A 25,602-nucleotide genomic window follows, 5' to 3' on the forward strand; every position below is an offset into this window, starting at 1 on the left:
TGGCCATTAGCCCGATTTCATTGACTGGCGGCAAGTTTCACCTGGTTTTCCAGCTCGCTCTTGAGTGCAGGATCGAGCTTGAGCTGGCGCGCCAGTTCATCCAGGTAGGCACGCTCCATGAAATGCTCCTCGTCCACCAGCATGACGCTGGCGATATACATCTCGGCGGCCATTTCCGGGGTGCTGGCGGCGCGGGCGACATCGGCCGGGTCCAGCGGTTTGTTCAGTTCGGCGTGCAGCCAGTGTTGCAGCTCCTGGTCGCTGGACAGCTTGACGAACTCGCCTTCGATCAGCGCCCGCTCGCGCTCATCGACGTGGCCATCGGACTTGGCCGCCGCCACCAGCGCCTTGAGGATCGCCTGGCTGTGCTGCTCGACCTGGGCCGGCGGCAGGCGGTCAAGCGTTTGTGGCTCGCCCTGCACGGCAGCCCCCTGCTTGGCCTGCCAGTTGCCGTAGGCCTTGTAGGCGATGACCCCAAGGGCAGCCAGGCCACCATAGGTCAGGGCCTTGCCGCCGTACTTGCGGGCCTTCTTGTTACCCAGCAGCAAACCCATCGCACCTGCCGCCAGGGCACCGCCGCCAGCACCGGAGAGCAGGCTGCCAAGGCCACCGCCGCCCTTGCCGCCAAGCAGGTCGCCAATACCGCCGGTTTTGCCGGCCTGGTTCTGCAACAGGTCCTGGCCGGATTTGAGCAGTTGATCGAGCAAGCCACGGGTGTTCATTGGGCATCTCCATGGAGAGGAAAGAAAGCCGAAGAGTACTGCCCCAGGCTGAAGTGAAGCTGAATGCATTTGCTTCCAGATGTTGCCCAGAACCGGGCCACGCTGGACCCACGCAACAGCAACTACGCTTAAACCAGCTATACCTGCACTTTCACTGCCCCGACATAATTTGAACAAGAGGGAACACCATGTTCGTGCACAAGACCGCCACGCTCTGCGCCCTGAGCACCGCCCTGCTGGCCAGCGCCAGCCTGCAGGCCGCCGAACCCTTGAAAGCCGTGGGCGCCGGCGAAGGCCAGCTGGATATCGTTGCCTGGCCGGGTTACATCGAGCGCGGTGAAAGCGACAAGGCCTACGACTGGGTGACCGGCTTCGAGAAGGAAACCGGTTGCAAGGTCAGCGTCAAGACCGCCGCCACCTCCGACGAGATGGTCAGCCTGATGACCAAGGGCGGTTACGACCTGGTCACCGCCTCCGGCGATGCCTCGCTGCGGCTGATCGCCGGCAAGCGCGTACAGCCGATCAACACTGCGCTGATTCCCAACTGGAAGAACCTCGACCCACGGCTCAAGGACGGTGCCTGGTACGTGGTCAACAAGCAGGTGTACGGCACGCCCTACCAGTGGGGCCCGAACGTGCTGCTGTACAACACCAACGTGTTCAAGCAGGCGCCCACCAGTTGGGGCGTGGTCTTCGAGCCCCAGGACCTGCCGGACGGCAAGCCGAACAAGGGCCGGGTCCAGGCCTACGACGGGCCGATCTACATCGCCGATGCCGCGCTGTACCTGAAATCGACCAAGCCCGAACTCGGCATTCAGAACCCCTATGAACTGAATGAAGCCCAGTACAAGGCGGTGCTCGACCTGCTGCGCCAGCAACAGCCGCTGATCCACCGCTACTGGCACGATGCCACGGTGCAGATGAGTGACGTCAAGAACGAAGGCGTGGTCGCCTCCAGCTCCTGGGGCTACATGGTCAATGGCCTGCAAGCCGACAAGCAGCCGGTGGCTTCGACCATCCCCAAGGAAGGCGCCACTGGCTGGGCCGACACCACCATGCTGCACAGCGAGGCCAAGCACCCCAACTGCGCCTACAAGTGGATGGACTGGTCGCTGCAGCCCAGGGTCCAGGGCGACGTGGCGGCCTGGTTCGGTTCGTTGCCGGCGGTACCGGCGGCCTGCACCGGCAGCGAATTGCTCGGCGCCGAAGGCTGCAAGACCAATGGTTTCGACCAGTTCGACAAGATCGCCTTCTGGAAAACCCCGCAGGCTGAAGGGGGCAGGTTCGTGCCGTATAGCCGCTGGACCCAGGACTATATTGCGATCATGGGGGGCCGCTAGGGCCCTATCGCGGGGCAAGCCCGCTCCCACCTCAAGACGCGGGCTTGCTCCCATTTGCTGGAGCTTCGCACCATGACCCTTGCAGTGCAGTTCACCAATGTCTCGCGGGCCTTTGGCGAGGTCAGGGCCGTTGACCAGGTGTCGATCGACATCCACGACGGCGAGTTCTTCTCGATGCTCGGCCCCTCGGGCTCGGGCAAGACCACCTGCCTGCGCCTGATCGCCGGCTTCGAGCAACCCAGTGCCGGTTCGATCCGCATTCACGGCGAAGAGGCTGCGGGCCTGCCGCCCTACCAGCGCGACGTCAACACAGTGTTCCAGGATTACGCCCTGTTCCCGCACATGAACGTGCGCGACAACGTCGCCTATGGCCTGAAGGTCAAGGGCGTGGCCAAGGCCGAGCGCTACACCCGCGCCGAAGAAGCCCTGGCCATGGTCGCACTGGGCGGATATGGCCAGCGCAAGCCGGTACAGCTCTCCGGCGGCCAGCGCCAGCGCGTGGCCCTGGCCCGGGCCCTGGTCAACCGCCCACGGGTGCTGCTGCTGGATGAACCACTGGGGGCGCTGGACCTGAAACTGCGCGAGCAGATGCAGGGCGAGTTGAAGAAGCTGCAACGCCAGCTGGGCATTACCTTCATCTTCGTTACCCACGACCAGACCGAGGCGCTGTCGATGTCGGACCGGGTCGCGGTGTTCAACCGTGGTCGCATCGAGCAGGTCGACACCCCGCGCAACCTGTACATGAAGCCGGCGACGACCTTTGTCGCCGAGTTCGTCGGTACCTCGAACGTGCTGCGCGGCGAACTGGCACAGCAGCTCAATGGCAGCCAGCTGCCCTTCTCGATTCGCCCGGAACATATCCGCCTTGGCGACCAGCCGGCCGCCAGCAACGAAATCCAGGTCAGCGGCCTGCTCCACGACATCCAGTACCAGGGCAGCGCCACCCGCTACGAGCTGCAGCTGGACAACGGCCAACTACTCAGTATCAGCCAGGCCAACAACCAGTGGCAGGAACACACCGTGCCCTGGCAGCCCGGCCAACGCCTGCAGGCGCGCTGGGCCCGCGAGGCGATGACCGCGCTGCAGGAAATCGTGCCCGACGAGGGCCGCTGAGATGAGCCTGACCGTGGAAAAAGCCGCGCCGGCCCCCATGCGGCGTTTCTCCAACCTGCTCTACCGGCGACCGAACCTGTACCTGGCGCTACTGTTGATACCGCCGCTGATCTGGTTCGGTGCAATCTACCTCGGCTCGTTGCTGAGTTTGCTGTGGCAGGGCTTCTACACCTTCGACGACTTCACCATGGCGGTCACCCCGGAGCTGACCCTGGCCAACTTCGCCGCGCTGTTCAACCCGTCGAACTTCGACATCATCCTGCGTACCCTGGGCATGGCCATCGCCGTGTCGATCGCCAGTGCCACCCTGGCCTTCCCGATCGCCTACTACATGGCGCGCTACACCAGCGGCAAGACCAAGGCGTTCTTCTATATCGCGGTGATGATGCCGATGTGGGCCAGCTACATCGTCAAGGCCTATGCCTGGACCTTGCTGCTGGCCAAGGGCGGCGTGGCCCAGTGGTTCGTCCAGCAACTGAACCTGGGGCCAGTGCTGCAGTTCATCCTCGGTATTCCGGGGGTGGGCGGCAGCACCCTGTCGACCTCGCACCTGGGGCGTTTTCTGGTGTTCGTGTACATCTGGCTGCCGTTCATGATCCTGCCGATCCAGGCCTCGCTGGAGCGCCTGCCGCCGTCATTGCTGCAAGCCTCGGCGGACCTTGGCGCCAGGCCGTGGCAGACCTTCACGCAGGTGATCCTGCCGCTCTCGGTACCGGGCATCGCCGCAGGCTCCATCTTCACCTTTTCGCTGACACTGGGCGACTTCATCGTCCCGCAACTGGTCGGCCCGCCCGGCTACTTCATCGGCAGCATGGTCTACGCCCAGCAGGGCGCCATCGGCAACATGCCCATGGCCGCCGCCTTTACCCTGGTGCCAATCGTGCTGATTGCCGTGTACCTGTCCATCGTCAAACGCCTGGGGGCCTTCGATGCACTCTGAACGCGCCTCGATCGGCCTGCGCCTGGCGGCCTGGGGCGGGCTGGTGTTCCTGCACTTCCCGATCCTGATCATCTTCCTCTATGCCTTCAACACCGAGGACGCCGCCTTCAGTTTTCCGCCCCAGGGCTTCACCCTGAAGTGGTTCAGCGTGGCCTTCTCGCGCCCGGATGTGCTGGAGTCGATCACGCTGTCGCTGCAGGTCGCCTGCCTGGCCACGCTGCTCGCCCTGGTACTCGGCACCCTGGCCTCGGCGGCGCTGTACCGGCGCAGTTTTTTCGGCAAAGAGAGCATTTCGCTGATGCTGATACTGCCCATCGCCCTGCCCGGGATCATCACCGGCATCGCCCTGCTCTCGGCGTTCAAGACCCTAGGCATAGAGCCCGGTATTTTCACCATCGTCGTCGGCCACGCCACCTTCTGCGTGGTGATCGTCTACAACAACGTCATCGCCCGCCTGCGGCGTACCTCGCAGAGCCTGATCGAGGCGTCGATGGATCTCGGGGCCGACGGCTGGCAGACCTTTCGCTACATCGTTCTGCCCAACCTCGGCTCGGCTCTATTGGCCGGCGGCATGCTGGCCTTTGCCTTGTCGTTCGACGAAATCATCGTCACCACCTTCACCGCTGGCCACGAACGCACCCTGCCGATCTGGCTGCTCAACCAGTTGAGCCGGCCGCGCGATGTGCCGGTTACCAACGTGGTGGCCATGCTGGTGATGCTGGTGACCATGCTGCCGATCCTCGGCGCCTACTACCTGACCCGCGGCGGCGAAAGCGTTGCCGGCAGCGGCAAATAACTCCTGGAGGACTGGAACCATGCAAACCCGACTGTTGATCAACGGCCAACTGGTTGAAGGCGAAGGCGCAGGCTACGCAGTGCTCAACCCGGCGCTGGGCACTGTGCTGGTGGAGGTCAATGAAGCCAGCGAAGCCCAGGTCGACGCCGCCGTGCGCGCCGCCGACCGCGCCTTCGAGAGCTGGTCGCAGACCACGCCCAAGGACCGCTCGCGGTTGCTGCTCAAACTCGCGGACACTATCGAGGCCCACGGCGAGGAACTGGCGCGGCTGGAATCGGACAACTGCGGCAAGCCCTATGCCGCCGCGCTCAACGACGAGATCCCGGCCATCGCCGACGTGTTTCGTTTTTTCGCCGGTGCCACCCGCTGCCTGGGCGGCTCGGCCGCAGGTGAGTACCTGCCGGGACATACCTCGATGGTGCGCCGCGACCCGCTGGGCGTGGTCGCCTCGATCGCACCGTGGAACTACCCGCTGATGATGGTGGCCTGGAAGATTGCCCCGGCCCTGGCCGCCGGCAACACCGTGGTGCTCAAGCCGTCGGAGCAGACGCCGCTGACGGCCTTGCGCCTGGCGGAACTGGCCAGCGAAATATTCCCGGCCGGCGTGCTGAATATCCTCTTCGGCCGCGGCCCGAGTGTCGGCACGCCGCTGGTGAGCCACCCGAAAGTGCGCATGGTGTCGCTGACCGGCTCGATCGCAACCGGCGCCAACATCATCGCCAGCACCGCCGATAGCGTCAAACGCATGCACATGGAACTGGGCGGCAAGGCACCGGTGATCATTTTCGATGATGCCGATATCGACGCCGCGGTCGACGGCATCCGCACCTTCGGCTTCTATAATGCCGGCCAGGACTGCACCGCCGCTTGCCGTATCTATGCCCAGAGCGGCATCTACGAGCAGTTCGTCGAAAAACTCGGCAAGGCCGTCGCCAGTATCAAGCATGGTCTGCAGAACGACCCGGACACCGAGCTCGGCCCACTGATCACCGCCCAGCACCGCGACCGGGTAGCGGCCATGGTCGAACGGGCGCTTGCCCAACCGCATATCCGCCTGATAACCGGTGGCAAGGCGGTGGCCGGTGACGGTTTCTTCTTTGAACCGACTGTGCTGGCCGATGCCCAGCAGGATGACGAGATCGTCCGCCGCGAAGTGTTCGGGCCGGTGGTCTCGGTGACCCGCTTTGAGGATGAAGAGCAGGCCCTGGCCTGGGCCAACGATTCGGACTACGGCCTGGCGTCATCGCTGTGGACCGCTGACGTCGGCCGTGCCCATCGCGTCTCGGCGCGCCTGCAGTACGGCTGTACCTGGGTCAACACGCACTTTATGCTGGTCAGCGAAATGCCCCATGGCGGTCAGAAACTGTCCGGCTATGGCAAGGATATGTCCATGTACGGGCTGGAGGACTACACCTGCGTCCGGCATGTGATGTTCAAACATTAAGGTAAGGACACCCATGGAAATCACCCGACGCGACTTCATCAACGGAGTCGCCATCGGCGTTACAGCGGGCCTGACCCCGCTGCAACTGCTTCAGGCTGCCCCCGGCGGGCGCTACTACCCACCGGCCCTGACCGGTTTGCGCGGCAGTCACCCCGGCGCTTTCGACGTTGCGCACCAGATGGGCTGGGAGAAAAAAACCTTCGTCACCGACGCCCTGCCGATCAGCGAAGAGTATGACCTGGTGGTGGTCGGCGGCGGCATCAGCGGCCTGTCGGCAGCGTTCTTCTACCGCGAGAAACACCCGGCTGCGAAGATTCTGATCCTCGAGAACCACGACGACTTCGGCGGCCATGCCAAGCGCAATGAGTTCAGCGCCGGCGGGCGGATGATCCTCGGCTACGGCGGCAGCGAAGCCTTCCAGTCGCCCAATCACCTGTACAGCAAAGAGGTCAACGGCCTGCTGAAAAAGCTCGGGGTGGACATCAAGCGTTTCGAGACCGCCTTTGACCGCAGCTTCTATCCCGACCTGGGCCTGTCGCGCGCAGTGTTCTTCGACCAGGAGACCTTCGGCGAAGACAAGCTGGTCACCGGCGACCCGACGCCGATGGTCGGCGATGACATCGCCCCTACGCAGCTCAACGCCCGTTCGATCGGCGATTTCATCAACGATTTCCCCCTGCCCGAAAGCGACCGCAAGGCCCTGATCGACCTGCACCAGGCCCCCAGGGATTACCTGGCCGGCAAGTCGCTGGAAGACAAGACCGCGTACCTCGAGCGCACCAGCTACCGTGATTTCCTGCTCAAGGACGTCGGCCTGTCGGCCAAGGCGGTCAAGTACTTTCAGGGCCGCAGCAATGATTTCATGGCCCTGAGCATCGATACCGTGGCCGCTGCCGACGCCTACTATGTCGGCTTCCCCGGTTTTGCCGCGATGAACCTGGAGCCGGTCAGCGAGGAAGCCAAGGCGGAGATGGAAGAGCCCTACATCTACCACTTCCCCGACGGCAACGCGTCGCTGGCGCGCCTGCTGGTGCGCAGCCTGATACCGACGGTGGCGCCGGGCCAGAACATGGAGGACATCGTCCTCGCCAATTTCGACTACAGCCAGCTCGACCGCGCCGGGCAGCCGGTGCGCCTGCGTCTGAACAGCACGGCGGTCAGCGTGCGCAACGTCGACGGAGGCGTCAATGTCGGCTACAGCCGCGCCGGGCAACTGGCCCAGGTGCGCGGCAAGCACTGCATCCTGGCCTGCTACAACATGATGATCCCCTACCTGCTGCGCGACCTGTCGGCCGAACAGGCCCATGCCCTGAGCCAGAACGTCAAGTTTCCGCTGGTGTACACCAAGGTCATCGTGCGCAACTGGCAGGCGTTCCAGAAGCTTGGCGTGCACGAGATCTACGCCGCCACCCAACCCTACAGCCGGATCAAGCTCGACTACCCGGTGAGCCTCGGCGGCTACGAGCATCCACGCGACCCGGCGCAGCCCATCGGCCTGCACCTGGTCTACGTGCCGACCAGCCCCGACAGCGGCATGAACAGCCGCGACCAGGCCCGTGCCGGACGCGGGCGCCTGTATGGCACTTCATTCGAAGTGCTGGAAAGCCAGCTGCGCGAACAGTTGCAACGCATGCTTGGCCCCGGCGGTTTTGACCACGACAAGGACATCCTGGCGATCACCGTCAACCGCTGGCCCCACGGCTACGCCTGCTTCAGCAACACCCTCTACGACGATCCCGAGCAGACCGAAAAGTGGATAGCACTGGCGCGCCAACCCGTGGGCAAGGTCAGCATCGCCAACTCGGACGCGGCCTGGAGCGCCTATGCCCATGCGGCGATTGATGAGGCGTGGCGGGCGGTGGGGGAGCTGGGCTGAATCCAGGAAACCTCCTTCATCCGCAAAGTCCTCGTCCTACGGTCGTCCCATTGCTGCATGGATGACGGTATCATAATCTGATACCATGAATAATCATCAGCGCGGCACGTTGAAGTCGGTCTTCAGCAAACCGATACCCAACAATCTGGAATGGGCTCGCATCGAATCGTTGCTGGTCGGTGCGGGGGCCCGGGTAATCGAAGGCAGAGGTTCACGCGTGCGCTTCGAACTCAATGGTGTGATCGCGACGTTCCATCGCCCTCATCCGGATAAAGATGCCAAGCCTTATCAGATCCGCGATGCGCGGTTGTTTCTGGAACAGGCCGGAGTGACCCCATGAATGTCATGCACTACAAAGGCTATGCCGCCCGTATTGAATACAGCGATGAAGACCAATTGTTGATTGGCCACGTCGCAGGTATACGCGATGTGATCGGTTTTCACGCGCAATCGGTCGCGCAACTGCGCATCGCCTTCGAAGAAGCCGTGGATGACTACCTCGATACTTGTGCGCGCTTGGGACGTGAGCCGCAGAAAGCTTATTCGGGGAAATTGAGCTTGCGCCTGGAGCCGACGCTGCATGCCAGCGTCGCGCAAAAGGCTGAGCTGGCAGACAAGAGCATCAATCAGTGGGTCAGTGATGTGTTGAGCCAGGCGGCACATGCCTGAGGCCCGCTCCCACAGAGGGTTTATGTACGCCGAACCTGTGGGAGCTGGCTTGCCTGCGATCGAGCGCGAAGCGCTCGCCATTCAGTCAATCGCGCAAATCAGACTCGTGTATCGGCTGGTCACGACTGGTAGCCCGTTGGTACTGCGCCGGCCACACTGCCTTGTTGCCCCCCAGGTCGTCGTCGGCGTGCAGCGGCCAGTAGGGGTCGCGCAGTAGCTCGCGGGCGAGGAAAATGATATCGGCCTGCGCCGTACGCAAGATGGTTTCAGCCTGCATCGGGTCGGTAATCATGCCGACCGTCCCGGTGGCGATCCCCGCCTCCTCCCGCACCTTGGCCGCAAACTGGGTTTGATAGCCCGGCCCTGTGGGGATCTCGGCTTTTACCGAGGTGCCGCCGGACGACACATCGATCAGGTCCACTCCCAACTTTCTCAAGCGCTTGGCCAACTCCACGGTCTCATCCGGATTCCAGCCATCTTCCACCCAATCGGTGGCCGACAGACGCACGAACACCGGCAGCTCAGCCGGCCAGACCTCACGCACCGCTTCGGTCACTTGCAGGGTCAGGCGGATACGGTTTTCGAAGCAGCTGCCGTACTGGTCACGGCGCTGGTTGCTCAAGGGCGAGAGGAACTGGTGCAGCAGGTAGCCATGGGCGGCATGCACTTCGGCCACCTTGAAGCCGGCCTCCAGGGCACGCCGGGCGGCAGCGACAAAGGCCTGGATGATGTCAGCGATCTGCGCTTCGGTCAGTTCGGCAGGTGCGGTGTGCTCCGGGTCGAAGGCAATCTTCGAGGGCCCCACCGGCACCCAGCCACCATCGTCCACCTTGACGCTGCCATGCTTGCCCAGCCAGGGCCGATGGGTGCTGGCCTTGCGCCCGGCATGGGCCAGCTGGATGCCTGGCACCGCGCCCTGGGCGGTGATGAAACGGGTGATGCGTTGCAGCGCCGGGATCTGCGCGTCGTCCCACAAGCCCAGGTCCTGCGCGGTAATGCGCCCATCGGCAGTCACGGCAGTGGCTTCGGTGAAAATCAGGCCGGCGCCACCCACCGCGCGGCTGCCCAAGTGCACCAGGTGCCAGTCATTGGCCAGGCCGTCGACACTGGAATACTGGCACATGGGTGACACGGCAATGCGGTTGGGCAGGATCAGCTGGCGCAGGGTGTACGGCTCAAGCAGCAGGCTCATGGGGCACCTCTCAAATCAAGTGGTAAGGCTCCAGATGGTTGACCGGCCGACTACAGAATCTTCCCCGCAGGTTCTTCGACCCATCATCCGAAGCCTAGACCACTTTGCCCCGTCAGTTCAGCGCGGCTCGATATGGGCGATCATCAGTTGCACGCTTTCCTGGCCGCGGAACTCGTTGACGTCGAGCTTGTAGGCCAACTCCACCCAGCGCACCGTCGGGTTGGGCCAGACCTCGCGGTCGATGCCAAAGGCGATGCCATCGAGCTTGAGCGAACCGCATTCGCTCTTGAGCACCACCTTCAGGTGCCGCTCACCGACGACGCGCTGCTCGACCAGCTGGAACACCCCGTGGAACAGCGGCTCGGGAAAGTGCTGGCCCCAGGGCCCGGCATGGCGCAGGGCGCGGGCCAGCTCCAGGTGAAATTCCTCGACCGCCAGGGTGCCGTCGGACAGCAGACGGCCGGTCAGGTCTTCTTCGTGCAGCTGGCGCCGGGTTTCTTCGTCGAACGCCTGGGCAAAGGCCGGGAAGTTGTCGGCGGGCAGCGATAGGCCGGCAGCCATGGCGTGGCCACCAAACTTGCTGATCAACTGCGGGTGACGCGCCGCCACGGCATCCAGTGCATCGCGAATATGGAAGCCCGGCACCGAACGCGCCGAGCCCTTGAGCATGCCTTCGCCAGCATCGGCAAAGGCGATGGTCGGGCGGTGATAACGCTCTTTCAGGCGCGAGGCGAGGATGCCGATCACGCCCTGGTGCCAGTCCGGCTCGAACAGGCACAGGCCGAACGGCATCGACTCCAGCGCCAGGTCCTTGAGCTGGGCCAGGGCTTCGCGCTGCATGCCCTGCTCGATGGACTTGCGGTCCTGGTTCAGTTCGTCGAGCTGGCCGGCGATTTCCCGTGCCAGGTTGGCATCGTCACTGAGCAGGCACTCGATGCCCAGGCTCATGTCGTCCAGGCGTCCGGCGGCATTGAGCCGAGGGCCGAGGATAAAGCCAAGGTCGGTGGAGGTGATGCGCGCATGATCGCGCCGGGCCACTTCAATGATGGCCTTGAGCCCCGGCCGGGCCCGCCCGGCACGGATGCGTTCCAGGCCCTGATGGACCAGGATACGATTGTTGGCATCCAGCGGCACCACGTCAGCCACGCTGCCCAGGGCCACCAGATCGAGCAGCTCGCCGATGTTCGGTTGCGGCGCGTTGTCGTAATGACCGAGGCTGCGCAAACGCGCTCGCAAGGCCATCAGCACATAGAAGATCACCCCGACCCCGGCCAGCGCCTTGCTGGGAAACTCGCAGCCCGGCTGGTTGGGATTGACGATGGCGTCTGCCGCCGGCAATTCATGGCCCGGCAGGTGGTGATCGGTCACCAGTACTTTCAAGCCCGCAGCCTTGGCGGCTGCCACGCCTTCGACGCTGGAGATGCCGTTGTCGACGGTGATCAGCAACTGCGGCTGGCGTTGCAAGGCCACCTCGACGATCTCCGGGGTCAGGCCATAGCCGTACTCGAAGCGGTTGGGCACCAGGTAATCGACATGGGCGGCACCGAGCAGACGCAGGCCGAGTACACCGACGGTACTGGCCGTGGCGCCGTCAGCGTCGAAGTCGCCGACGATGAGGATGCGCTGGCGTTCTGCCAGTGCCGCCACCAGCAGGTCGACCGCCGCCTCGATGCCCTTGAGCTGCTGGTAAGGCAGCAAGCGCGCCAGGCTTTTATCCAGCTCGGCTGCCGACTGCACGCCGCGGGCGGCATACAGGCGGGTCAGCAACGGTGGCAGGTCGCCAAGGAATGGCAGCGTGGACGGCAACGGGCGGGGATCGATACGCATGGGGCGATTGGGGCTTCTCGTGAATCAGGAATGTTCGACCGGAACGGGCGCGCGATCAGCGCTCGCCCATCAGCCATTGAAGCTGGACTTCGTGCTGGCCGCGATCGTCGGTGACGAACACCGTGCCTTCGCTGATCATCACGTCCCACTTGATCGCCCGCGGCATGTCCTTGGCCAGGGTTTCCAGAACCTCCTGGGGCACGGCGGCGATGTTCAGGTTTTTCAGGTTCTTGACCGCTGGCACCACCTTGGTTTCCCACACGCGCAGGCTGCCATAGGCCAGCAGGCTGGTGCGCTCGGTGCGGCGCGAGCACCAGGTCAGGCGATCGGCATCCGGCTGGCCAACTTCGATCCAGTGCAGGATGCGGTCATCCAGGCTCTTTTCCCACACCGCTGCTTCGTCCACATCCGACAGACCGCGGCCAAAGGCCAGTTGCTCGTTGTACCACAGGGCGTAGGCCAGCAGGCGCACGGCCATGCGCTCTTCGGTTTCCGACGGGTGACGGGCGATGGTCTGCTTGACGCTTTCGTACACGCCGCGGTCAAGGTCGGTGAGGTTCAGTTCAAACTTGTAGGTGGTGGACGGCTGGGCCATGGACGGGCTTCTTGCGGCAAGGAAAGTCGCCCAGTCTAACCGATCCGCATGTTCCTTGCGCCGCGGCAGTATCTGGGCGCGCCCAGCTATGATAAAAACGGGGGCCCTGACCAGCTGCCACGGACGCCTCATGCCTACGCCCAGCAAACCCCTCGCCGGCCTCAAAGTCATCGAACTCGGCACCCTGATTGCCGGTCCGTTCGCTTCGCGCATCTGCGCCGAGTTTGGCGCCGAGGTGATCAAGGTCGAGTCGCCCGATGGCGGTGATCCGCTGCGCAAGTGGCGCAAGCTGTACGAAGGCACGTCACTTTGGTGGTTCGTCCAGGCCCGCAACAAGCAGTCGCTGACCCTCAACCTCAAGCACGCCGAAGGGCTGGATATCCTCAAGAAGCTGCTGGCCGAAGCCGACATCCTGATCGAGAACTTCCGCCCCGGGGTACTGGAAAAACTCGGCCTGGGCTGGGACGTGCTGCACGCCCTCAATCCGAAGCTGGTGATGGTGCGCCTGTCCGGCTTCGGCCAGACCGGGCCGATGAAAGACCAGCCGGGGTTCGGCGCCGTCGGCGAATCCATGGGCGGGCTGCGCTACATCACCGGTTTCGAGGACCGCCCGCCGGTGCGTACCGGCATCTCCATCGGTGACTCGATTGCAGCGTTGTGGGGCGTAATCGGCGCATTGATGGCCCTGCGTCATCGCGAGGTCAACGGCGGCCAGGGCCAGGTGGTGGACGTGGCCCTGTACGAAGCGATCTTCGCCATGATGGAAAGCATGGTGCCGGAGTTCGACGTGTTCGGTTTTATTCGCGAGCGTACCGGCAACATCATGCCCGGCATCACCCCCTCCTCCATTCACACCAGCGCCGATGGCAAGCATGTGCAGATTGGCGCCAATGGCGATGCGATCTTCAAGCGCTTCATGCAGGCCATCGGCCGCGATGACCTGGCCGACGATCCGGCCCTGGCCAGCAATGACGGCCGCGACCTGCGCCGCGATGAACTGTACGGGGTGATCGACCGCTGGGCCCGGACCCTGCCGCTGGATGCGCTGATGCAGGTGCTCAATGACGCCCAGGTACCGGCCAGCCGCATCTACAGCGCCGAGGACATGTTCAGCGATCCGCAGTTCCTTGCCCGCGAGATGTTCCTCCAGGCCAAACTGCCCGACGGCAAGCCGTTCAAGATGCCGGGTATCGTGCCCAAACTCTCGGACACACCGGGCTCCAGCGAATGGGTTGGTCCGGAACTGGGCGCGCACACTGATCAGCTACTGGCCAGGTTGGGTTACGACGCGGCGGCGATTGCCCGGCTACGCGCGCAAGGAGCGGTCTGAACGACACATTGCTTGAATTCCGTGGCAACGGTGGAGACCCGAACATGACCTATCACTGGCAAGCGAGCGTGCGTCGTGGATTGCCGTTGTTGTTGGGTCTGCTGCTGAGCTTTGGCCTGCCGGCCTCGGCCTGGGCCAAGGAGCGTTTGTTCTGGCTATTGCGCGATTTGCCGCCGCTGACCATTTTTGAAGGCACGGGCAAAGGCCAGGGGGTGATCGACCAGTTGCTGCCGCTGCTGATCGAACAGATGCCCGAGTACGATCACAGCATTGTCCGGGTCAATCGGGCCCGGGGCATCCAGATGCTTCAGGAATCGACCTTCACCTGCGACCCTACGTTGCTGTGGACGCCCGAACGAGCGCGCTACGTGCACTTCTCGATACCCAGCCTTGGGGTGTTGAGCAGTGGCCTGGTGGTGCGGCGCAAAGACCAGCGCCTGCTCGAACCCTATCTCCAGAACAATCAGGTCGACCTGCACGCGATGCTCGGCAACACGTCGCTGAAGCTCGGAGTAGTCGCCCAGCGCAGCTACAGCGCAGCCGTTGATGAACTGCTCAAGACCCTGCCCGACACTACCCTCAGCCGTCATTACGGCAATGATGCGGTGACCAGCCTGTTGCAGATGCAGCAGCATGACCGCCTGCAACTGGTGCTTGGCTACTGGCCGGAGGTGCGCTACCTGTTACAGCAACAGGGCTGGCCGACGGATGACTATGCCTTCTACCCGATCCAGGGTGTCGAGCAGTACCAGTTGCTGCGGGTCGGCTGCTCCGACACGCCCCTCGGGCGCGAAGCCATCAGCCATATCAACAAGCTGTTGCTGCCCCTGCGCGACGACACCTTGCCCGACCTGTACGCCCAGTGGCTGGCCCCGGAAATGCGCGAGCAGTACCTGCACGACAGCCTGCGTCTGTTTGGCGAGCACCCTTGAGCCCTGATCCGCAGGCAAAAAGAAACCCCGAGCGGTGGGGAGGCCGCCCGGGGCTAAACAGAAGCCCATAGGGGCTTCGCACGACAGCTTCACGACATCGGAGCAAAATCCCGATCAGCTGTCCTTATAAGGTCTGATTGCCCCCACCGGCAAAGGTTCCATCACACCCCGGCGCTGATCGAGCGGCCTTGCTGCAGGTGACGCTGGGCAGCGATCACACAGGGCTGCAGGCGACCTTCGACGATCAGCAGGTCGCGCTGCAGACCATCGACCAGGTCGACCAGCAGGCGCTGGTCCTGCAGCTGGCTGGGTTTGACGGTGCGCCGGAGGACGGTGCGCGACGCCTCATCGGTCAGGCGCAGATCAAAATCACACCCCGCGCTCAAGCGCACCAGCCTGACCTGGTAAGGCGCCAATGCTTCGCCAAGCAGCAATCTGATACATTCCATCTCATTCATTGTTCATCTACCTGTCGAGAAGGGGTCTTTCACTGACCCTGAGGCAGCCGGAAAAGTTCTATCAGTGCGATTTCCTCGACCCAGCATGCCCGGCAAAAATGACAGATTGAAATCCAGCGGATTGATCGGAGCTTGCCTGTGACAGACCCTACCCCGGGTGAGCTGCGCATCATCCTTGCCGATGACCACCCGATCTTTCGCATTGGCCTGCGTGCCGTGCTGGAGCAGATTCCAGGCATTCGCGTGGTGGGCGAAGCTGGCGGTCCACTGGAGCTCACGACACTGTTGCAAGACGTGGAATGCGACGTGCTGGTGACCGACTTCATGATGCCGCTAGAGCAGCAGAACGACGGCCTGAAGCTGCTGGAACAGTTGCGTCGGCACCACCCTCAATTGCCGATCCTGGTGGTGACCATGATCAACAACGCCGGGCTGTTTCGGGCGATGCTGGCCCTGGGGGTCAATGGCCTGCTGAGCAAAGCCAGCCTGGCCGACGAGTTGCCCCAGGCCATCGTTCGCCTGCAGCGCGGCAAGATCTACCTGGCCGATTCTGTGCAGCAATTACTGTTGCAGGAGGGTGCCGTGCGCGAAGACCTGGCCCGTGACCAGGCGGCCTTGTCGCCACGGGAACTGGAAGTTGCCCGCCTGCTTGCGGCAGGCCATACAGTCGGTCGGATCGCCGCCCTGCTCAACCGTAGCAAACAGACAGTGAGCAGCCAGAAGGTCAGTGCCATGCGCAAGCTGGGCCTGGCCAATGATGCTGCGCTGTATCTCTACCTGCAGGAACATGGCCTGGGCTAACGGTAGTTCAAGCCCTGCGCCGCTGTCTGGATTCGTCCGACTCACGCTCCAGCATCCACTGGCAAAGGTCTTCCCCTGCCATCGGCCGGGCAATGAAATAGCCCTGCATCACCGGGCTGCCCAGGGCCTTGATCGCCATCAGGTCATCAACCGTCTCGACCCCTTCGACCACCACCTTCATTTCCATGCGTCGGGCCATGATCAGGGCACCGGCCACCACCGCCGCCTTGCGGCCATCGTCGGCCATGCCACGGACAAACTCGCTGGGCAGTTTCAATTCGCTGAACGGCAGCTCCAGCAGGCGCTGCAGGTTGGACACCCCCATGCCGAAGTCATCGATCGACAGCTGGCAGCCAAGAATGCGCAGGTGCAGCAGCCCTTCGAGCTGGGTACTGTCGAGCTGGCAGCCATGGGTTTCGATGACTTCCAGGGTCAGGGCACTGGCCGGCACGTCATGGCGCTGGAGGGCAGCGATGACCTGCGCAGCGAAATCGTCGCGCACCAACATCTGCGGTGCGATGTTCACCGCCACCGGCAATGGCTGACCCTTGTGCTCCCTGAAGCGGACGCTGAAGGCCAGGGCCTGGTCGAGCACATGCCAGCTCAGCGTCTCCAGCAAGCCGGCGCCCTCGACCAGCGGGAAGAACTGCCCGGGGCCGAGCAAGCCAAGGCTCGGATGCTGCCAGCGTACCAGCGCCTCGACGCCTGCCAGAGTGCCGTCGAAACCGACCTTGGGCTGATAGTGGACCACCCATTGCGCCTTGCTCTGCGCTACTTCATCCGCTGACAGGGCCAATAACTCGGCATGTACCGGTACCGCGACGGCCGGGGGCGTATCGCCGGGCTCATCCAGGTAGCGGCGCAACAACTTGTGCAGGGAAACGCTGCAGGCCGGCTTCTGCAGGCTGCCGAGGACCCTCAGGCCCAGTTGCCGGGCAAGGTCGGCAACGCTGTCGAGCACCCCACGTTCGGCACTGCTGAGGATGATCAGTGCCGCGGCAAGCCCGCTGTCGGCTAGGTGACGGATCAGTTCCAGGCCGTCCTGGCCGTCCATGTGCAGGTCGCAGATGGCGATATCGACCCGCCCACGCCGGGACAGGGTCTGCCGGGCCCCCTCGACCGACTCAGCCGTCAGCACATCGAAGACGCCATTGGCGTTGAGCATCTGATGCAAGGCCATCAGTTGGAAAGGATGATCCTCGAGAATCAGAACCTTCAGTGAGCGCATGAATATTTCCCCGCAGTAGCCGATCTGTACGACAGCACCCTGCAACTTTAGGAAAATCGGCCTAGGACGCCCATAGGACATGTCCTAAAGTTCAGGCGACATTTTCCACAGCTCTTGTTGAATGTCCTGCTGCAACTGGTCTATCGCAGCCTTCAGCGTTGTCCATGCCGATGTCGCCAATGCCGTGGAACGCCCTTGGCGGGCGCTTTCCAGCTGCGCACAAGCCTGCGCCAGGGGCAGCGCATCAATCAGGCAGGCAACGCCTTTGAGGCGATGCAACGCCACGCCGATGCGCTCCCAGTCCTGCGCCTCGACGGCAGATGCCAGCAAGGCTGACTCCTCGCACAGGTTTTTCAGCAACTCTTCCAGCATGCGTTGCAGCACGGCGGTATTGGCCTGGGTCATCTTCTGCAGGGTCTGCATCCTGAAGCTGTGCCGGGGAGCCAACTGCTCGATCACCGCGACCAGCTGGGCAAGTGCGACCGGCTTGACCAGGCATTCATCCATGCCGGCCTCAAGGCAGCGGGCGCGCTCTTCCTGCATGGCGTTGGCGGTGTAACCGACGATGGCGATGGCTGGGCTCTGGCTGCCGCGCTCCAGGCGGCGGATGCCGCGGGCCAGCGCATAACCGTTCATTACCGGCATGTTGCAGTCGCTGAGCACCAGGTCGAACTCGCCGCCCTGCCAGGCCTGCAGAGCGCTCTGACCGTTTTCCACGGCCACCACCTCATGGCCGAGAAACTCCAGTTGCTGGCTGAGCACCAGGCGACTGGCCGACAGGTCGTCGACCACCAGGATCCGTCGCGCCGGGCCGCTGGGCAACCTTGGCGCGGGGTCTTGCGGCGCAGGTTCGGCGGCCACGGCTTCGAGGGTAAGTTCGACACTGACTTCGGTGCCTTTGCCCAGCACGCTGCGCAAGGCAATGCTGCCGCCCATCAACTCGACCAACTGCCGGCAGATGCTCAGGCCCAGGCCCGAGCCACCATATTCGGCGCCGGCGCCTGCCTGAGCAAACGGCTGGAATAGCTCGCTTTGCTGTTGCGCGCTGATACCGATGCCGGTGTCGCGCACACACAGCCTGAGGCCAACGCCATGCAAGCTGTCGTGCCCACTGCGGCTAACCTGCAGTTCGACCAGGCCCAGGTGGGTGAACTTCAGGGCGTTGCCCAGCAGGTTGACCAGCACCTGACGCAAGCGCAGCGGGTCGAACCAGTACACCCCTTGCGCCTCGCTGGCCAGTTGCAGGCGCAGGTCCAGCCCCTGACCGAGGGCCTGGGCGTGGAACTGCTCGACAATGGCGTTGAGGAATGGCTTGAGCGCCCGCGCCTGCGGTTCCAGTTGCAGGCTGCCGGCCTCGATGCGGGCAAGATCGAGGCTGTCACCGATCAGGGCGATCAGCTCGCGGGCTGACTGATGAGCCGTTTCCAGGCCTTGCGAAGGTACCTGGCCATGCGCCAGGGTCGTCTCCCGCTCAAGTTCAAGCAGGCCAATGATGACGGCCATGGGGGTACGGATTTCATGGCTCATGGTCGCCAGGAATGCACTTTTGGCCTGGTTGGCCTGCTCGGCCTGCTGGCGGGCTTCAACCAGCGCTGCTTCCAGCTGCTTGCGCTCGGTAATGTCGATCCAGCCGCCCAGCAGGCCCTGCAGTTGGCCGTCGGCACTGTAGAACGGCACGGTCCACTGGTAGGCGTCGGTGCGCTGGCCCTGGAATTCGATGCGCCGGTCAACGAATACCGGCTTGGGGTCCTCGAGCAGGCTCAGGTAATCGGCGTGCAGCTGTCTGGCCAGTGCCTCGGGAATGACTTCGATGTCCGTCAGGCGCCGGCCCTTGACGTCTTCCAGGCGCAACGAGAAGGCTTGCTCATAGCTTTTGTTGCAGGTGATCAATCGCCCTTCCAGATCACGTACGTAGATCGGATTGGGGATACCGTCGAGCAACGCGCGCTTGAAGGCCAACTGGTCGTTGAGGGCTTGCTCGGCCCTTTGCCGCTGACGGATCTGCACCCGCAGGCGGCTGCTCCAGACCAACGACACCAGCCCAAACAGCACCGCTGCAGCCACAGTCCAGTAGATCCACGGCGCAATCCGCTGCCAGGCCGGCGCTGGCGGCGCCAACGCGCCCAGCCACTTCATGCGCACGGCGCGCAACTCAGCGACCGGGAAGGCTTCCAGAGCCTTGTTCAGAATGCTTTCCAGCTCCGGAGCGCTGCGCCGCACCGAGAACCTGTCCGGTGCCCACTTGCCCTCAACCCCGCGCCCGACCTTGAGCACAGGGTCGTTGCCGATCACGCTGTAGGCACCGATTTCGCTGTCGATAGTCGCCAATGCTTCGCCGCTGCGCACCTTTTCCCGGGCTTGCTCCAGCGAGTCCACCAACAGCAGGCGAACACCGGGGTGGTCCTGGCGAATGGTGCCTTCCAGTGCGTGCTGCGCCGGCAACGCCAAGGTCTGCCCGGCCAGTTCATCCAGGGACGCCAGGCCCAATTGCGCCTGGCGAACGATGAACACCCAGCTTTGCCCGCCAATGGAATGGGTAAAGTCGAGAAACTCGCGGCGCTCCGGGGTTTCGCTCAAGGTGGTGCTCATGTCGGCCTGGCCGCTCCTGAGCATCTCCAGGCTCTGGGCTATCGATTCAGACGGCGCATAGACGAATTTCAGCCCGGTCATTTGCGCGACGGTCGCCAGTACATCGCTGTTAAGGCCAACCCAGGCGCCCTGACGATTGCGGAACAGATAGGGTGGGTACTGGCTGCCGACCACGGTGACCGCCGGGTGGCTGGCAATCCACTCACGTTCGGCCAGGGTCAACTCGACCCGGTGATGCGCCACGTCCGAGCCCAGCCCGGAGGTCCAGCGACCGAGAATCTCGCGCCGCACCGACTCATCGAGGCTGGCCAGGGCGTCGTTGAACATGTCCTGCAGCAGCCGATCCTCGGCGCGCACGGCAAAGGCGAAGCCGATCGGCGGCAAAGCGCTGGGGCCGACCACCTGCAAGCCCAGATACGGGCGCAAGGCGTTGAAGGCGCGGATGATGATCTCGTTGCCGATAAACACATCCACCTCACCCTGGTTCAGCGCCTCCAGGGCACTGCTCAGGTTAGGCGCCAAAAGCACCTGACTGTCGGGGTAGACCCGATGCATGACCCGGGTGTCGGCGTAGCCATCGAGCAGCACCACTTTCATCCCGGCCAACGACGGTGGCGGCACTGGCGCGCCACCGCGCACCACGACCATCGAGCGATCGGGAATGTAGTCGTCGGAAAACGCCAGGCCCGCCACACTGCGCTCGAAGCCATTGGCGCTGGTCAGCACATCGATATCGCCATGGCGCAGCGCCTCGATGGCTTCCTCGCGTTTGGCGAAGGCCAGTACCTGGGTTTTCACCCCGAGGCGTTCAGACACCAGGCTCAGGTAGTCGGCGCTGATGCCCTGGTAGCGATTGCGGTCGATGGTGATGTCCACCGGCTCGTAATCGGCAAACGAGATGCCCACCCGCAACACCCGCGACGGCCCCAGCCACTGTTGCTGCGCGCGGCTCAAGGCCAGCGGCTCAAGCTCGGTGAACGGCGGCGCCAGGGTAAAGGACAGACTCTGCGCGGCCTGCACCATGTGCCCCATACCTAGCCCGAACAGGCAGACCAATACCAGCCCTGCTGCGCGACGACGTCCTGTGCTCATTGATACCCCTGATTCGTTGCTGCAAACCAATGCCAGTGTAGAAATAAAAAAGCCCGTCAGAGACGGGCTTTTCATGTGCCGATCAGTCGATCAGAGCGGCTTGCCGCGATTACCGTGCTGGCTGACGAAGGCCTGAACGGCTTTCAGGTCATTGGCCAGTACCGTGCATTTTTCTTCGCGGGCGAACAGGTCGCTCAGGTGCGCAGGCAATTCCAGGGCCTTGCCGACCCCGGCCTTCTCCACCGCTTCCGGGAACTTGACCGGGTGCGCGGTGCCCAGCACCACCATTGGCGTATCCAGGCTGCGGCGGCACTCGCGACCGGCCTTGACGCCGATCGCGGTGTGCGGGTCGAGCACTTCGCCAGTCTGGGCAAAGACTTCGGCGATGGTTTCGCAAGTCTGCGCGTCATCGACGGCCAGCGAATCGAACAGCTTGCGCGCTTCGGTCCAGCGGTCTTCTTCGACGCTGAAGCCGCCACCCTGCTTGAAGTTGTCCATCAGGCCGGCAATGGCCGCGCCGTTGCGACCGTGCAGGTCGAACAGCAGGCGTTCGAAGTTCGACGAAACCATGATGTCCATGGACGGCGACAGGGTCGCGTGCAGGGTTTCCTTGACGTACTGGTTGCCGCTCATGAAGCGGTGCAGGATGTCATTGCGGTTGGTGGCGACGATCAGCTGGCTGATCGGCAGGCCCATGTTGCGCGCCAGGTAGCCGGCAAAGATGTCGCCGAAGTTGCCGGTCGGTACCGAGAACGCCACCGAACGCGCCGGGCCGCCCAACTGCAGGGCTGCGTGGAAGTAGTAAACGATCTGGGCCATGATCCGCGCCCAGTTGATCGAGTTCACCGCCACCAGGCGAGTGCCCTTGAGGAAGCCCTGGTCAGCAAAGCTGGCCTTGACCATTTCCTGGCAGTCGTCGAAGTTGCCTTCGATGGCGATGTTGTGGATGTTCTCGCCGAAGATGGTGGTCATCTGCCGGCGCTGAACTTCCGACACGCGCTGGTGCGGATGGAGGATGAAGATGTCGACGTTGTCGCAACGGCGGCAACCTTCGATGGCCGCAGAGCCGGTGTCACCGCTGGTGGCGCCGATGATCACCACGCGCTCGCCACGCTTGGCCAGCACATGGTCGAGCAGGCGGCCGAGCAGTTGCAGGGCGAAGTCCTTGAAAGCCAGGGTCGGGCCGTGGAACAGTTCCAGCACCCATTCGTTGCTGTTCAGCTGACGCAGCGGCGCGACCGCGGTGTGGGCGAACTCGCCGTAGGTTTCTTCGAGAATCTTCTTGAAATCGGCATCGGCGATGCTGCCGGTGACGAACGGGCGCATCACCCGGAAGGCCAGTTCGTGGTACGGCAGGCCGGCCCAGGAAGCGATTTCTTCCTGGGTGAAACGCGGCAGGTTTTCTGGCACGTACAGGCCGCCGTCGCTGGCAAGGCCTGCCAGCAGCACGTCTTCAAAGTTCAGGGCCGGTGCCTGGCCGCGGGTACTGATGTAGCGCATTTTTGCAAACCTTCGGTTTGAGCTTCAAGCTTCAAGCTTCAAGCTGCAAGTCACCGCAGTCCCGCTGTGATCTTGCAGCTTGTAGCTTGCCGCTTGCCGCTGTTGTCAGTTGAGTTGTTCGACGCGGATACGCACCACGTTGCCGACCACATCCTGCAGGGCTTCCAGGGCGGTGATGGCATCATTCATGCGCTGTTCGACCACTCGATGAGTGAGCAGGATCATGGGCACCAGGCCGTCCTGTTCCTCGACTTCCTTCTGCATGATCGATTCGATGTTGATGCCGCGCTCGGAGAGGATGCTCGCCACCTGGGCCAGCACGCCCGGATGATCCTTGGCCTGGATGCGCAGGTAGTAGGCGCTTTCGCAAGCTTCGATCGGCAGGATCGGGTGGGCCGACAGCGAGTCTGGCTGGAAGGCCAGGTGCGGTACACGGTTCTCCGGGTCGGAGGTCATGGCGCGAACCACGTCGACCAGGTCAGCCACCACCGACGAAGCGGTCGGTTCCATGCCGGCGCCGGCGCCGTAGAACAAGGTGGAACCGGCAGCGTCACCGTTGACCATCACTGCGTTCATCACGCCATTGACGTTGGCGATCAGGCGATCGGCCGGGATCAGCGTCGGGTGCACGCGCAGTTCGATGCCGTTGGCAGTGCTGCGGGCCACGCCCAGGTGCTTGATGCGGTAGCCCAGCGCTTCGGCGTAGTTCACGTCAGCGGTGGTCAGCTGGGTGATGCCTTCGGTGTAGGCCTTGTCGAACTGCAGCGGGATACCAAAGGCGATGGACGCCAGGATGGTCAGCTTGTGCGCGGCATCGATGCCTTCGACGTCGAAGGTCGGATCGGCTTCGGCGTAACCCAGGGCCTGGGCTTCGGCCAGCACGTCGGGGAACGCACGGCCTTTTTCACGCATTTCGGTGAGGATGAAGTTGCCGGTGCCGTTGATGATCCCGGCCACCCAGTTGATACGGTTGGCCGAGAGACCTTCGCGGATCGCCTTGATCACCGGGATACCGCCGGCTACGGCCGCTTCGAAAGCGACGATGACGCCCTTCTCGCGAGCCTTGGCGAAAATCTCGTTGCCGTGCACGGCAATCAGCGCCTTGTTGGCGGTGACCACGTGCTTGCCGTTGTCGATGGCCTTGAGCACCAGTTCGCGGGCGATGGTGTAGCCGCCGATCAGCTCGATGACAATGTCGATTTCCGGGTTCGTTGCGACCTCGAACACATCAGCGGTAATGGGGGTACCGGTAATCTGGCAATTCGGGTTTGGCGAACGCATGGCAATCTGTGCCACTTCAATACCACGCCCGGCACGGCGGGCGATCTCCTCGGCGTTACGCTGAAGTACATTGAAGGTACCGCCACCGACGGTCCCCAACCCACAGATGCCTACTTTGACCGGTTTCACTGTGAACTCCCCATGAAACGACCGGCTGGCAGCCGATCGTGAAACTGCCGCCACCCCAAGGTGACGGCTTCAGATTGAATTACTTGGCCAGGGCCAGCTTGGCCACTTGCGGTGCCGGCTGGTAGCCCGGAATCACCTGGCCGTTTTCCAGGACGATGGCCGGCGTACCGTTGACGCCGATCGACTGGCCCAGGGCGAACTGCTTGCCGACCGGGTTGGCGCACTTGGCGGCCTTGATTTCCTTGCCGTCGATCATCTTGTCCAGCGCCGCCTTGCGGTCGCTCGAGCACCAGACCGCCTGCAACTGCTCGTCACCCGGCGAACCCAGGCCCTGACGCGGGAAGGCGACGTAGCGCACTTCGATACCGCGACGGTTGAGCTCAGGCACTTCGGCGTGCAGCTTGTGGCAGTACGGGCAGGTGGTGTCGGTAAACACCGTGATGTGCGACTTGGTTTCGCCCTTGGCAGGATAAACCACCATCTCGGCCGCTGGAATGGCATTAATAGTCTTGGCGATGGCCTGTCGTTCGGTCTTCTCGGTCAGGTTGACCGGCTTGCCGTCCTGGATCTGGAACAGGTAGCCCTGCATGACGAACTGGCCGTCGGCGCTGGCGTACAGCACGCGGCCGCCTTCGAGCTTGACTTCATACAGACCGTTGAGCGGGCTGGTGGCAACGCTGTCGACCGGCACGCCCAGTTCCAGGGACTGCAGGGTCTTGCGGATCGCCTGCTCGGCGTTGTCGGTGGCAGCGGCAAAAGTACTGACCAGCGCCAGGGCGGCGGCGGCGAAAATCTGGGTCACGCGCATGGGAACTCCTGAAGGCGGACAGGGGGCCGGATGCAGCACGCCCGTACTGAAAACGGGGTGTCATTGCGGCCCTCGGTGCAAACCGCCCAAGCCTACCACAGAAGCGGCGGCGGTCGGAGGCGTGCTCGATCGGGAGCGCAAGGCTGCGTGCGCCAGCGGTCAGCGTCTACCTCAGCTATCAATCACCGTCTGCCAGCAAGACCTCATCTGCATCACTGGAGACTTTCAGAAAATCAACAAAAGCAAACACATCGCGATCAATGTCCTGTAACAGCAGCGCAATCAACATCTTCTGCTGCCTGGGATAAATCCTGGATCGCCCATAAGGATCGATATAAAGCCCCGTCTTTTCACGCAATTCAATAAATGCGCCCTGCACACGCTTCACCTCAGCGTCACTCAGTTGAAGGTAGGGCTTGTCGCTCAGTACATCCGACAGATAGGAGATGTCCAGCATTTTAAAAACCTTAGCCTTTACTTAAACCAACCGAAACGGCGGCATCTGCAGAAGATGCCAATAGATAATCTACAGCCAGGAATTGAACTATATTAATCTCCCAATATTCGGCAACGGCTACTCACCCAGCCCGCTACAGCTAAACCACGTCAACCACCTCAACCACCTCAACCACTGCAACGTACCGTCCGCCTTCATACACGCTCAAAGAATGTCCTTTTCTTAATAGAGAGGATGGCGCGCTCTCCACTAGAAAATAGGCTTTACCAAGACCGGTTCTGCTACCGACATCTTCTGTATTGCGTTCTATTTCCAACACTAGGCTCCAGTTCGTCTCTATCCCTGATTCATTTTTAAGCAGGTCGGTCGTAACGTAGTAGGGCGTCTTGTCAGGCAGGACGGCTTTACCGCCTAAATGCTCATCAGTCCAATGCACTGCGACCTCCACCGTCTTTCTCATATCTCCAGCCTCCACAGGCTATC

The 25,602-nt window shown here is 63.0% G+C and carries 23 protein-coding genes; 11 read left to right on the forward strand and 12 right to left on the reverse strand.

Annotated features, from left to right (window positions below; all coding sequences use genetic code 11):
- Positions 1-17: 17 nt before the first annotated feature.
- A complete protein-coding gene (locus CCOS864_RS22455) occupies positions 18-722 on the reverse strand; it encodes a tellurite resistance TerB family protein (RefSeq protein WP_115088432.1) in 705 nt (234 codons plus the stop codon).
- Between the two features lie 188 nt (positions 723-910).
- On the opposite strand from CCOS864_RS22455, the gene ydcS reads away from it, so the two are divergent.
- The 8 genes from ydcS to CCOS864_RS22495 all read left to right on the forward strand — a co-directional run bounded on the left by ydcS (position 911) and on the right by CCOS864_RS22495 (position 8,900).
- Entirely contained in the window at positions 911-2,062 is a 1,152-nt protein-coding gene (ydcS, locus tag CCOS864_RS22460; RefSeq protein ID WP_115088433.1) for a putative ABC transporter substrate-binding protein YdcS, read from the forward strand.
- Positions 2,063-2,134: 72 nt separating this feature from the next.
- Complete coding sequence (locus CCOS864_RS22465; protein WP_115088434.1) at positions 2,135-3,175, forward strand: ABC transporter ATP-binding protein; 1,041 nt, start codon at positions 2,135-2,137, stop codon at positions 3,173-3,175.
- A 1-nt stretch (position 3,176) separates the two neighbouring features.
- The gene (locus CCOS864_RS22470; protein ID WP_115088435.1) at positions 3,177-4,115 is read left to right on the forward strand and encodes an ABC transporter permease; all 939 of its coding nucleotides are present in this window, start codon (positions 3,177-3,179) and stop codon (positions 4,113-4,115) included.
- Positions 4,105-4,911, forward strand: coding sequence for an ABC transporter permease (locus CCOS864_RS22475; protein ID WP_115088436.1), 807 nt, complete (start codon positions 4,105-4,107; stop codon positions 4,909-4,911). Before CCOS864_RS22470 ends, CCOS864_RS22475 begins: the two co-directional genes overlap by 11 nt.
- Positions 4,912-4,930: 19 nt before the next feature.
- A complete protein-coding gene (locus CCOS864_RS22480; protein ID WP_115088437.1) occupies positions 4,931-6,355 on the forward strand; it encodes a gamma-aminobutyraldehyde dehydrogenase in 1,425 nt (474 codons plus the stop codon).
- 13 nt (positions 6,356-6,368) lie between these two features.
- Positions 6,369-8,231, forward strand: a complete 1,863-nt coding sequence (locus tag CCOS864_RS22485) for an NAD(P)-binding protein (RefSeq protein ID WP_115088438.1) — start codon at positions 6,369-6,371, stop codon at positions 8,229-8,231.
- Between the two features lie 85 nt (positions 8,232-8,316).
- Positions 8,317-8,571 (forward strand): type II toxin-antitoxin system HicA family toxin, encoded by a 255-nt coding sequence (locus CCOS864_RS22490; protein WP_115088439.1) that lies wholly within the window; start codon positions 8,317-8,319, stop codon positions 8,569-8,571.
- Positions 8,568-8,900 (forward strand): type II toxin-antitoxin system HicB family antitoxin, encoded by a 333-nt coding sequence (locus CCOS864_RS22495; RefSeq protein ID WP_115088440.1) that lies wholly within the window; start codon positions 8,568-8,570, stop codon positions 8,898-8,900. Before CCOS864_RS22490 ends, CCOS864_RS22495 begins: the two co-directional genes overlap by 4 nt.
- A gap of 85 nt (positions 8,901-8,985) precedes the next feature.
- Here CCOS864_RS22495 and CCOS864_RS22500 read toward each other — a convergent pair whose 3' ends face one another.
- The 3 genes from CCOS864_RS22500 to CCOS864_RS22510 form a co-directional block, all read right to left on the reverse strand.
- Entirely contained in the window at positions 8,986-10,092 is a 1,107-nt protein-coding gene (locus CCOS864_RS22500) for an NADH:flavin oxidoreductase/NADH oxidase (RefSeq protein WP_115088441.1), read from the reverse strand.
- A 117-nt stretch (positions 10,093-10,209) separates the two neighbouring features.
- Entirely contained in the window at positions 10,210-11,919 is a 1,710-nt protein-coding gene (gene recJ / locus CCOS864_RS22505) for a single-stranded-DNA-specific exonuclease RecJ (protein WP_115088442.1), read from the reverse strand.
- 55 nt (positions 11,920-11,974) lie between these two features.
- Positions 11,975-12,514 carry a YaeQ family protein gene (locus CCOS864_RS22510; protein WP_038996805.1) on the reverse strand — a complete coding sequence of 180 codons (540 nt, stop codon included), beginning with the start codon at positions 12,512-12,514 and terminating at the stop codon, positions 11,975-11,977.
- Between the two features lie 130 nt (positions 12,515-12,644).
- Here CCOS864_RS22510 and CCOS864_RS22515 point away from each other — a divergent pair, with 130 nt between their 5' ends.
- The gene (locus CCOS864_RS22515) at positions 12,645-13,844 is read left to right on the forward strand and encodes a CaiB/BaiF CoA transferase family protein (protein WP_115088443.1); all 1,200 of its coding nucleotides are present in this window, start codon (positions 12,645-12,647) and stop codon (positions 13,842-13,844) included.
- Positions 13,845-13,888: 44 nt separating this feature from the next.
- Entirely contained in the window at positions 13,889-14,776 is an 888-nt protein-coding gene (locus CCOS864_RS22520) for a TIGR02285 family protein (protein ID WP_115088444.1), read from the forward strand.
- Positions 14,777-14,937: 161 nt separating this feature from the next.
- Here the strand turns inward: CCOS864_RS22520 and CCOS864_RS22525 are convergent, their stop codons facing one another.
- Positions 14,938-15,225 (reverse strand): DUF3509 domain-containing protein, encoded by a 288-nt coding sequence (locus tag CCOS864_RS22525; protein ID WP_115088518.1) that lies wholly within the window; start codon positions 15,223-15,225, stop codon positions 14,938-14,940.
- A gap of 147 nt (positions 15,226-15,372) precedes the next feature.
- Between CCOS864_RS22525 and CCOS864_RS22530 the strand changes: the two genes are divergently transcribed.
- Positions 15,373-16,035 (forward strand): response regulator, encoded by a 663-nt coding sequence (locus CCOS864_RS22530; RefSeq protein ID WP_115088445.1) that lies wholly within the window; start codon positions 15,373-15,375, stop codon positions 16,033-16,035.
- A 7-nt stretch (positions 16,036-16,042) separates the two neighbouring features.
- Here CCOS864_RS22530 and CCOS864_RS22535 read toward each other — a convergent pair whose 3' ends face one another.
- From CCOS864_RS22535 to CCOS864_RS22565, 7 genes are all read right to left on the reverse strand, one after another.
- Complete coding sequence (locus tag CCOS864_RS22535) at positions 16,043-17,263, reverse strand: EAL domain-containing response regulator (RefSeq protein ID WP_115088446.1); 1,221 nt, start codon at positions 17,261-17,263, stop codon at positions 16,043-16,045.
- An 84-nt stretch (positions 17,264-17,347) separates the two neighbouring features.
- A complete protein-coding gene (locus CCOS864_RS22540) occupies positions 17,348-20,944 on the reverse strand; it encodes a transporter substrate-binding domain-containing protein (RefSeq protein WP_415842507.1) in 3,597 nt (1,198 codons plus the stop codon).
- Positions 20,945-21,034: 90 nt separating this feature from the next.
- Positions 21,035-22,444, reverse strand: a complete 1,410-nt coding sequence (thrC, locus tag CCOS864_RS22545; protein WP_115088447.1) for a threonine synthase — start codon at positions 22,442-22,444, stop codon at positions 21,035-21,037.
- 105 nt (positions 22,445-22,549) lie between these two features.
- Positions 22,550-23,854 carry a homoserine dehydrogenase gene (locus tag CCOS864_RS22550; RefSeq protein WP_036994034.1) on the reverse strand — a complete coding sequence of 435 codons (1,305 nt, stop codon included), beginning with the start codon at positions 23,852-23,854 and terminating at the stop codon, positions 22,550-22,552.
- Between the two features lie 79 nt (positions 23,855-23,933).
- Positions 23,934-24,662, reverse strand: coding sequence for a bifunctional protein-disulfide isomerase/oxidoreductase DsbC (gene dsbC / locus CCOS864_RS22555; RefSeq protein ID WP_115088448.1), 729 nt, complete (start codon positions 24,660-24,662; stop codon positions 23,934-23,936).
- Positions 24,663-24,840: 178 nt separating this feature from the next.
- Positions 24,841-25,119: a hypothetical protein gene (locus tag CCOS864_RS22560; protein ID WP_115088449.1), complete on the reverse strand. Its 279-nt coding sequence runs from the start codon at positions 25,117-25,119 to the stop codon at positions 24,841-24,843.
- Between the two features lie 139 nt (positions 25,120-25,258).
- Positions 25,259-25,579, reverse strand: a complete 321-nt coding sequence (locus CCOS864_RS22565) for a hypothetical protein (protein ID WP_115088450.1) — start codon at positions 25,577-25,579, stop codon at positions 25,259-25,261.
- Positions 25,580-25,602 lie beyond the last annotated feature (23 nt).

The sequence above is a fragment of the Pseudomonas wadenswilerensis genome, assembly GCF_900497695.1.
Taxonomy (GTDB): domain Bacteria; phylum Pseudomonadota; class Gammaproteobacteria; order Pseudomonadales; family Pseudomonadaceae; genus Aquipseudomonas; species Aquipseudomonas wadenswilerensis.

Excerpts from the sequence above, each read along its gene's own strand:
- CCOS864_RS22500 (WP_115088441.1), bottom strand. The coding sequence starts at position 10,092 with ATGAGCCTGCTGCTTGAGCCGTACACCCTGCGCCAGCTGATCCTGCCC.
- thrC (WP_115088447.1), bottom strand. The coding sequence starts at position 22,444 with ATGCGCTACATCAGTACCCGCGGCCAGGCACCGGCCCTGAACTTTGAA.
- CCOS864_RS22455 (WP_115088432.1), bottom strand. The coding sequence starts at position 722 with ATGAACACCCGTGGCTTGCTCGATCAACTGCTCAAATCCGGCCAGGAC.
- CCOS864_RS22490 (WP_115088439.1), top strand. The coding sequence starts at position 8,317 with ATGAATAATCATCAGCGCGGCACGTTGAAGTCGGTCTTCAGCAAACCG.
- CCOS864_RS22510 (WP_038996805.1), bottom strand. The coding sequence starts at position 12,514 with ATGGCCCAGCCGTCCACCACCTACAAGTTTGAACTGAACCTCACCGAC.
- CCOS864_RS22475 (WP_115088436.1), top strand. The coding sequence starts at position 4,105 with ATGCACTCTGAACGCGCCTCGATCGGCCTGCGCCTGGCGGCCTGGGGC.
- CCOS864_RS22525 (WP_115088518.1), bottom strand. The coding sequence starts at position 15,225 with ATGGAATGTATCAGATTGCTGCTTGGCGAAGCATTGGCGCCTTACCAG.
- CCOS864_RS22470 (WP_115088435.1), top strand. The coding sequence starts at position 3,177 with ATGAGCCTGACCGTGGAAAAAGCCGCGCCGGCCCCCATGCGGCGTTTC.
- CCOS864_RS22560 (WP_115088449.1), bottom strand. The coding sequence starts at position 25,119 with ATGCTGGACATCTCCTATCTGTCGGATGTACTGAGCGACAAGCCCTAC.
- dsbC (WP_115088448.1), bottom strand. The coding sequence starts at position 24,662 with ATGCGCGTGACCCAGATTTTCGCCGCCGCCGCCCTGGCGCTGGTCAGT.
- CCOS864_RS22485 (WP_115088438.1), top strand. The coding sequence starts at position 6,369 with ATGGAAATCACCCGACGCGACTTCATCAACGGAGTCGCCATCGGCGTT.
- CCOS864_RS22565 (WP_115088450.1), bottom strand. The coding sequence starts at position 25,579 with ATGAGAAAGACGGTGGAGGTCGCAGTGCATTGGACTGATGAGCATTTA.
- CCOS864_RS22540 (WP_415842507.1), bottom strand. The coding sequence starts at position 20,944 with ATGAGCACAGGACGTCGTCGCGCAGCAGGGCTGGTATTGGTCTGCCTG.
- CCOS864_RS22535 (WP_115088446.1), bottom strand. The coding sequence starts at position 17,263 with ATGCGCTCACTGAAGGTTCTGATTCTCGAGGATCATCCTTTCCAACTG.
- recJ (WP_115088442.1), bottom strand. The coding sequence starts at position 11,919 with ATGCGTATCGATCCCCGCCCGTTGCCGTCCACGCTGCCATTCCTTGGC.
- CCOS864_RS22465 (WP_115088434.1), top strand. The coding sequence starts at position 2,135 with ATGACCCTTGCAGTGCAGTTCACCAATGTCTCGCGGGCCTTTGGCGAG.
- CCOS864_RS22520 (WP_115088444.1), top strand. The coding sequence starts at position 13,889 with ATGACCTATCACTGGCAAGCGAGCGTGCGTCGTGGATTGCCGTTGTTG.
- ydcS (WP_115088433.1), top strand. The coding sequence starts at position 911 with ATGTTCGTGCACAAGACCGCCACGCTCTGCGCCCTGAGCACCGCCCTG.
- CCOS864_RS22480 (WP_115088437.1), top strand. The coding sequence starts at position 4,931 with ATGCAAACCCGACTGTTGATCAACGGCCAACTGGTTGAAGGCGAAGGC.
- CCOS864_RS22495 (WP_115088440.1), top strand. The coding sequence starts at position 8,568 with ATGAATGTCATGCACTACAAAGGCTATGCCGCCCGTATTGAATACAGC.
- CCOS864_RS22515 (WP_115088443.1), top strand. The coding sequence starts at position 12,645 with ATGCCTACGCCCAGCAAACCCCTCGCCGGCCTCAAAGTCATCGAACTC.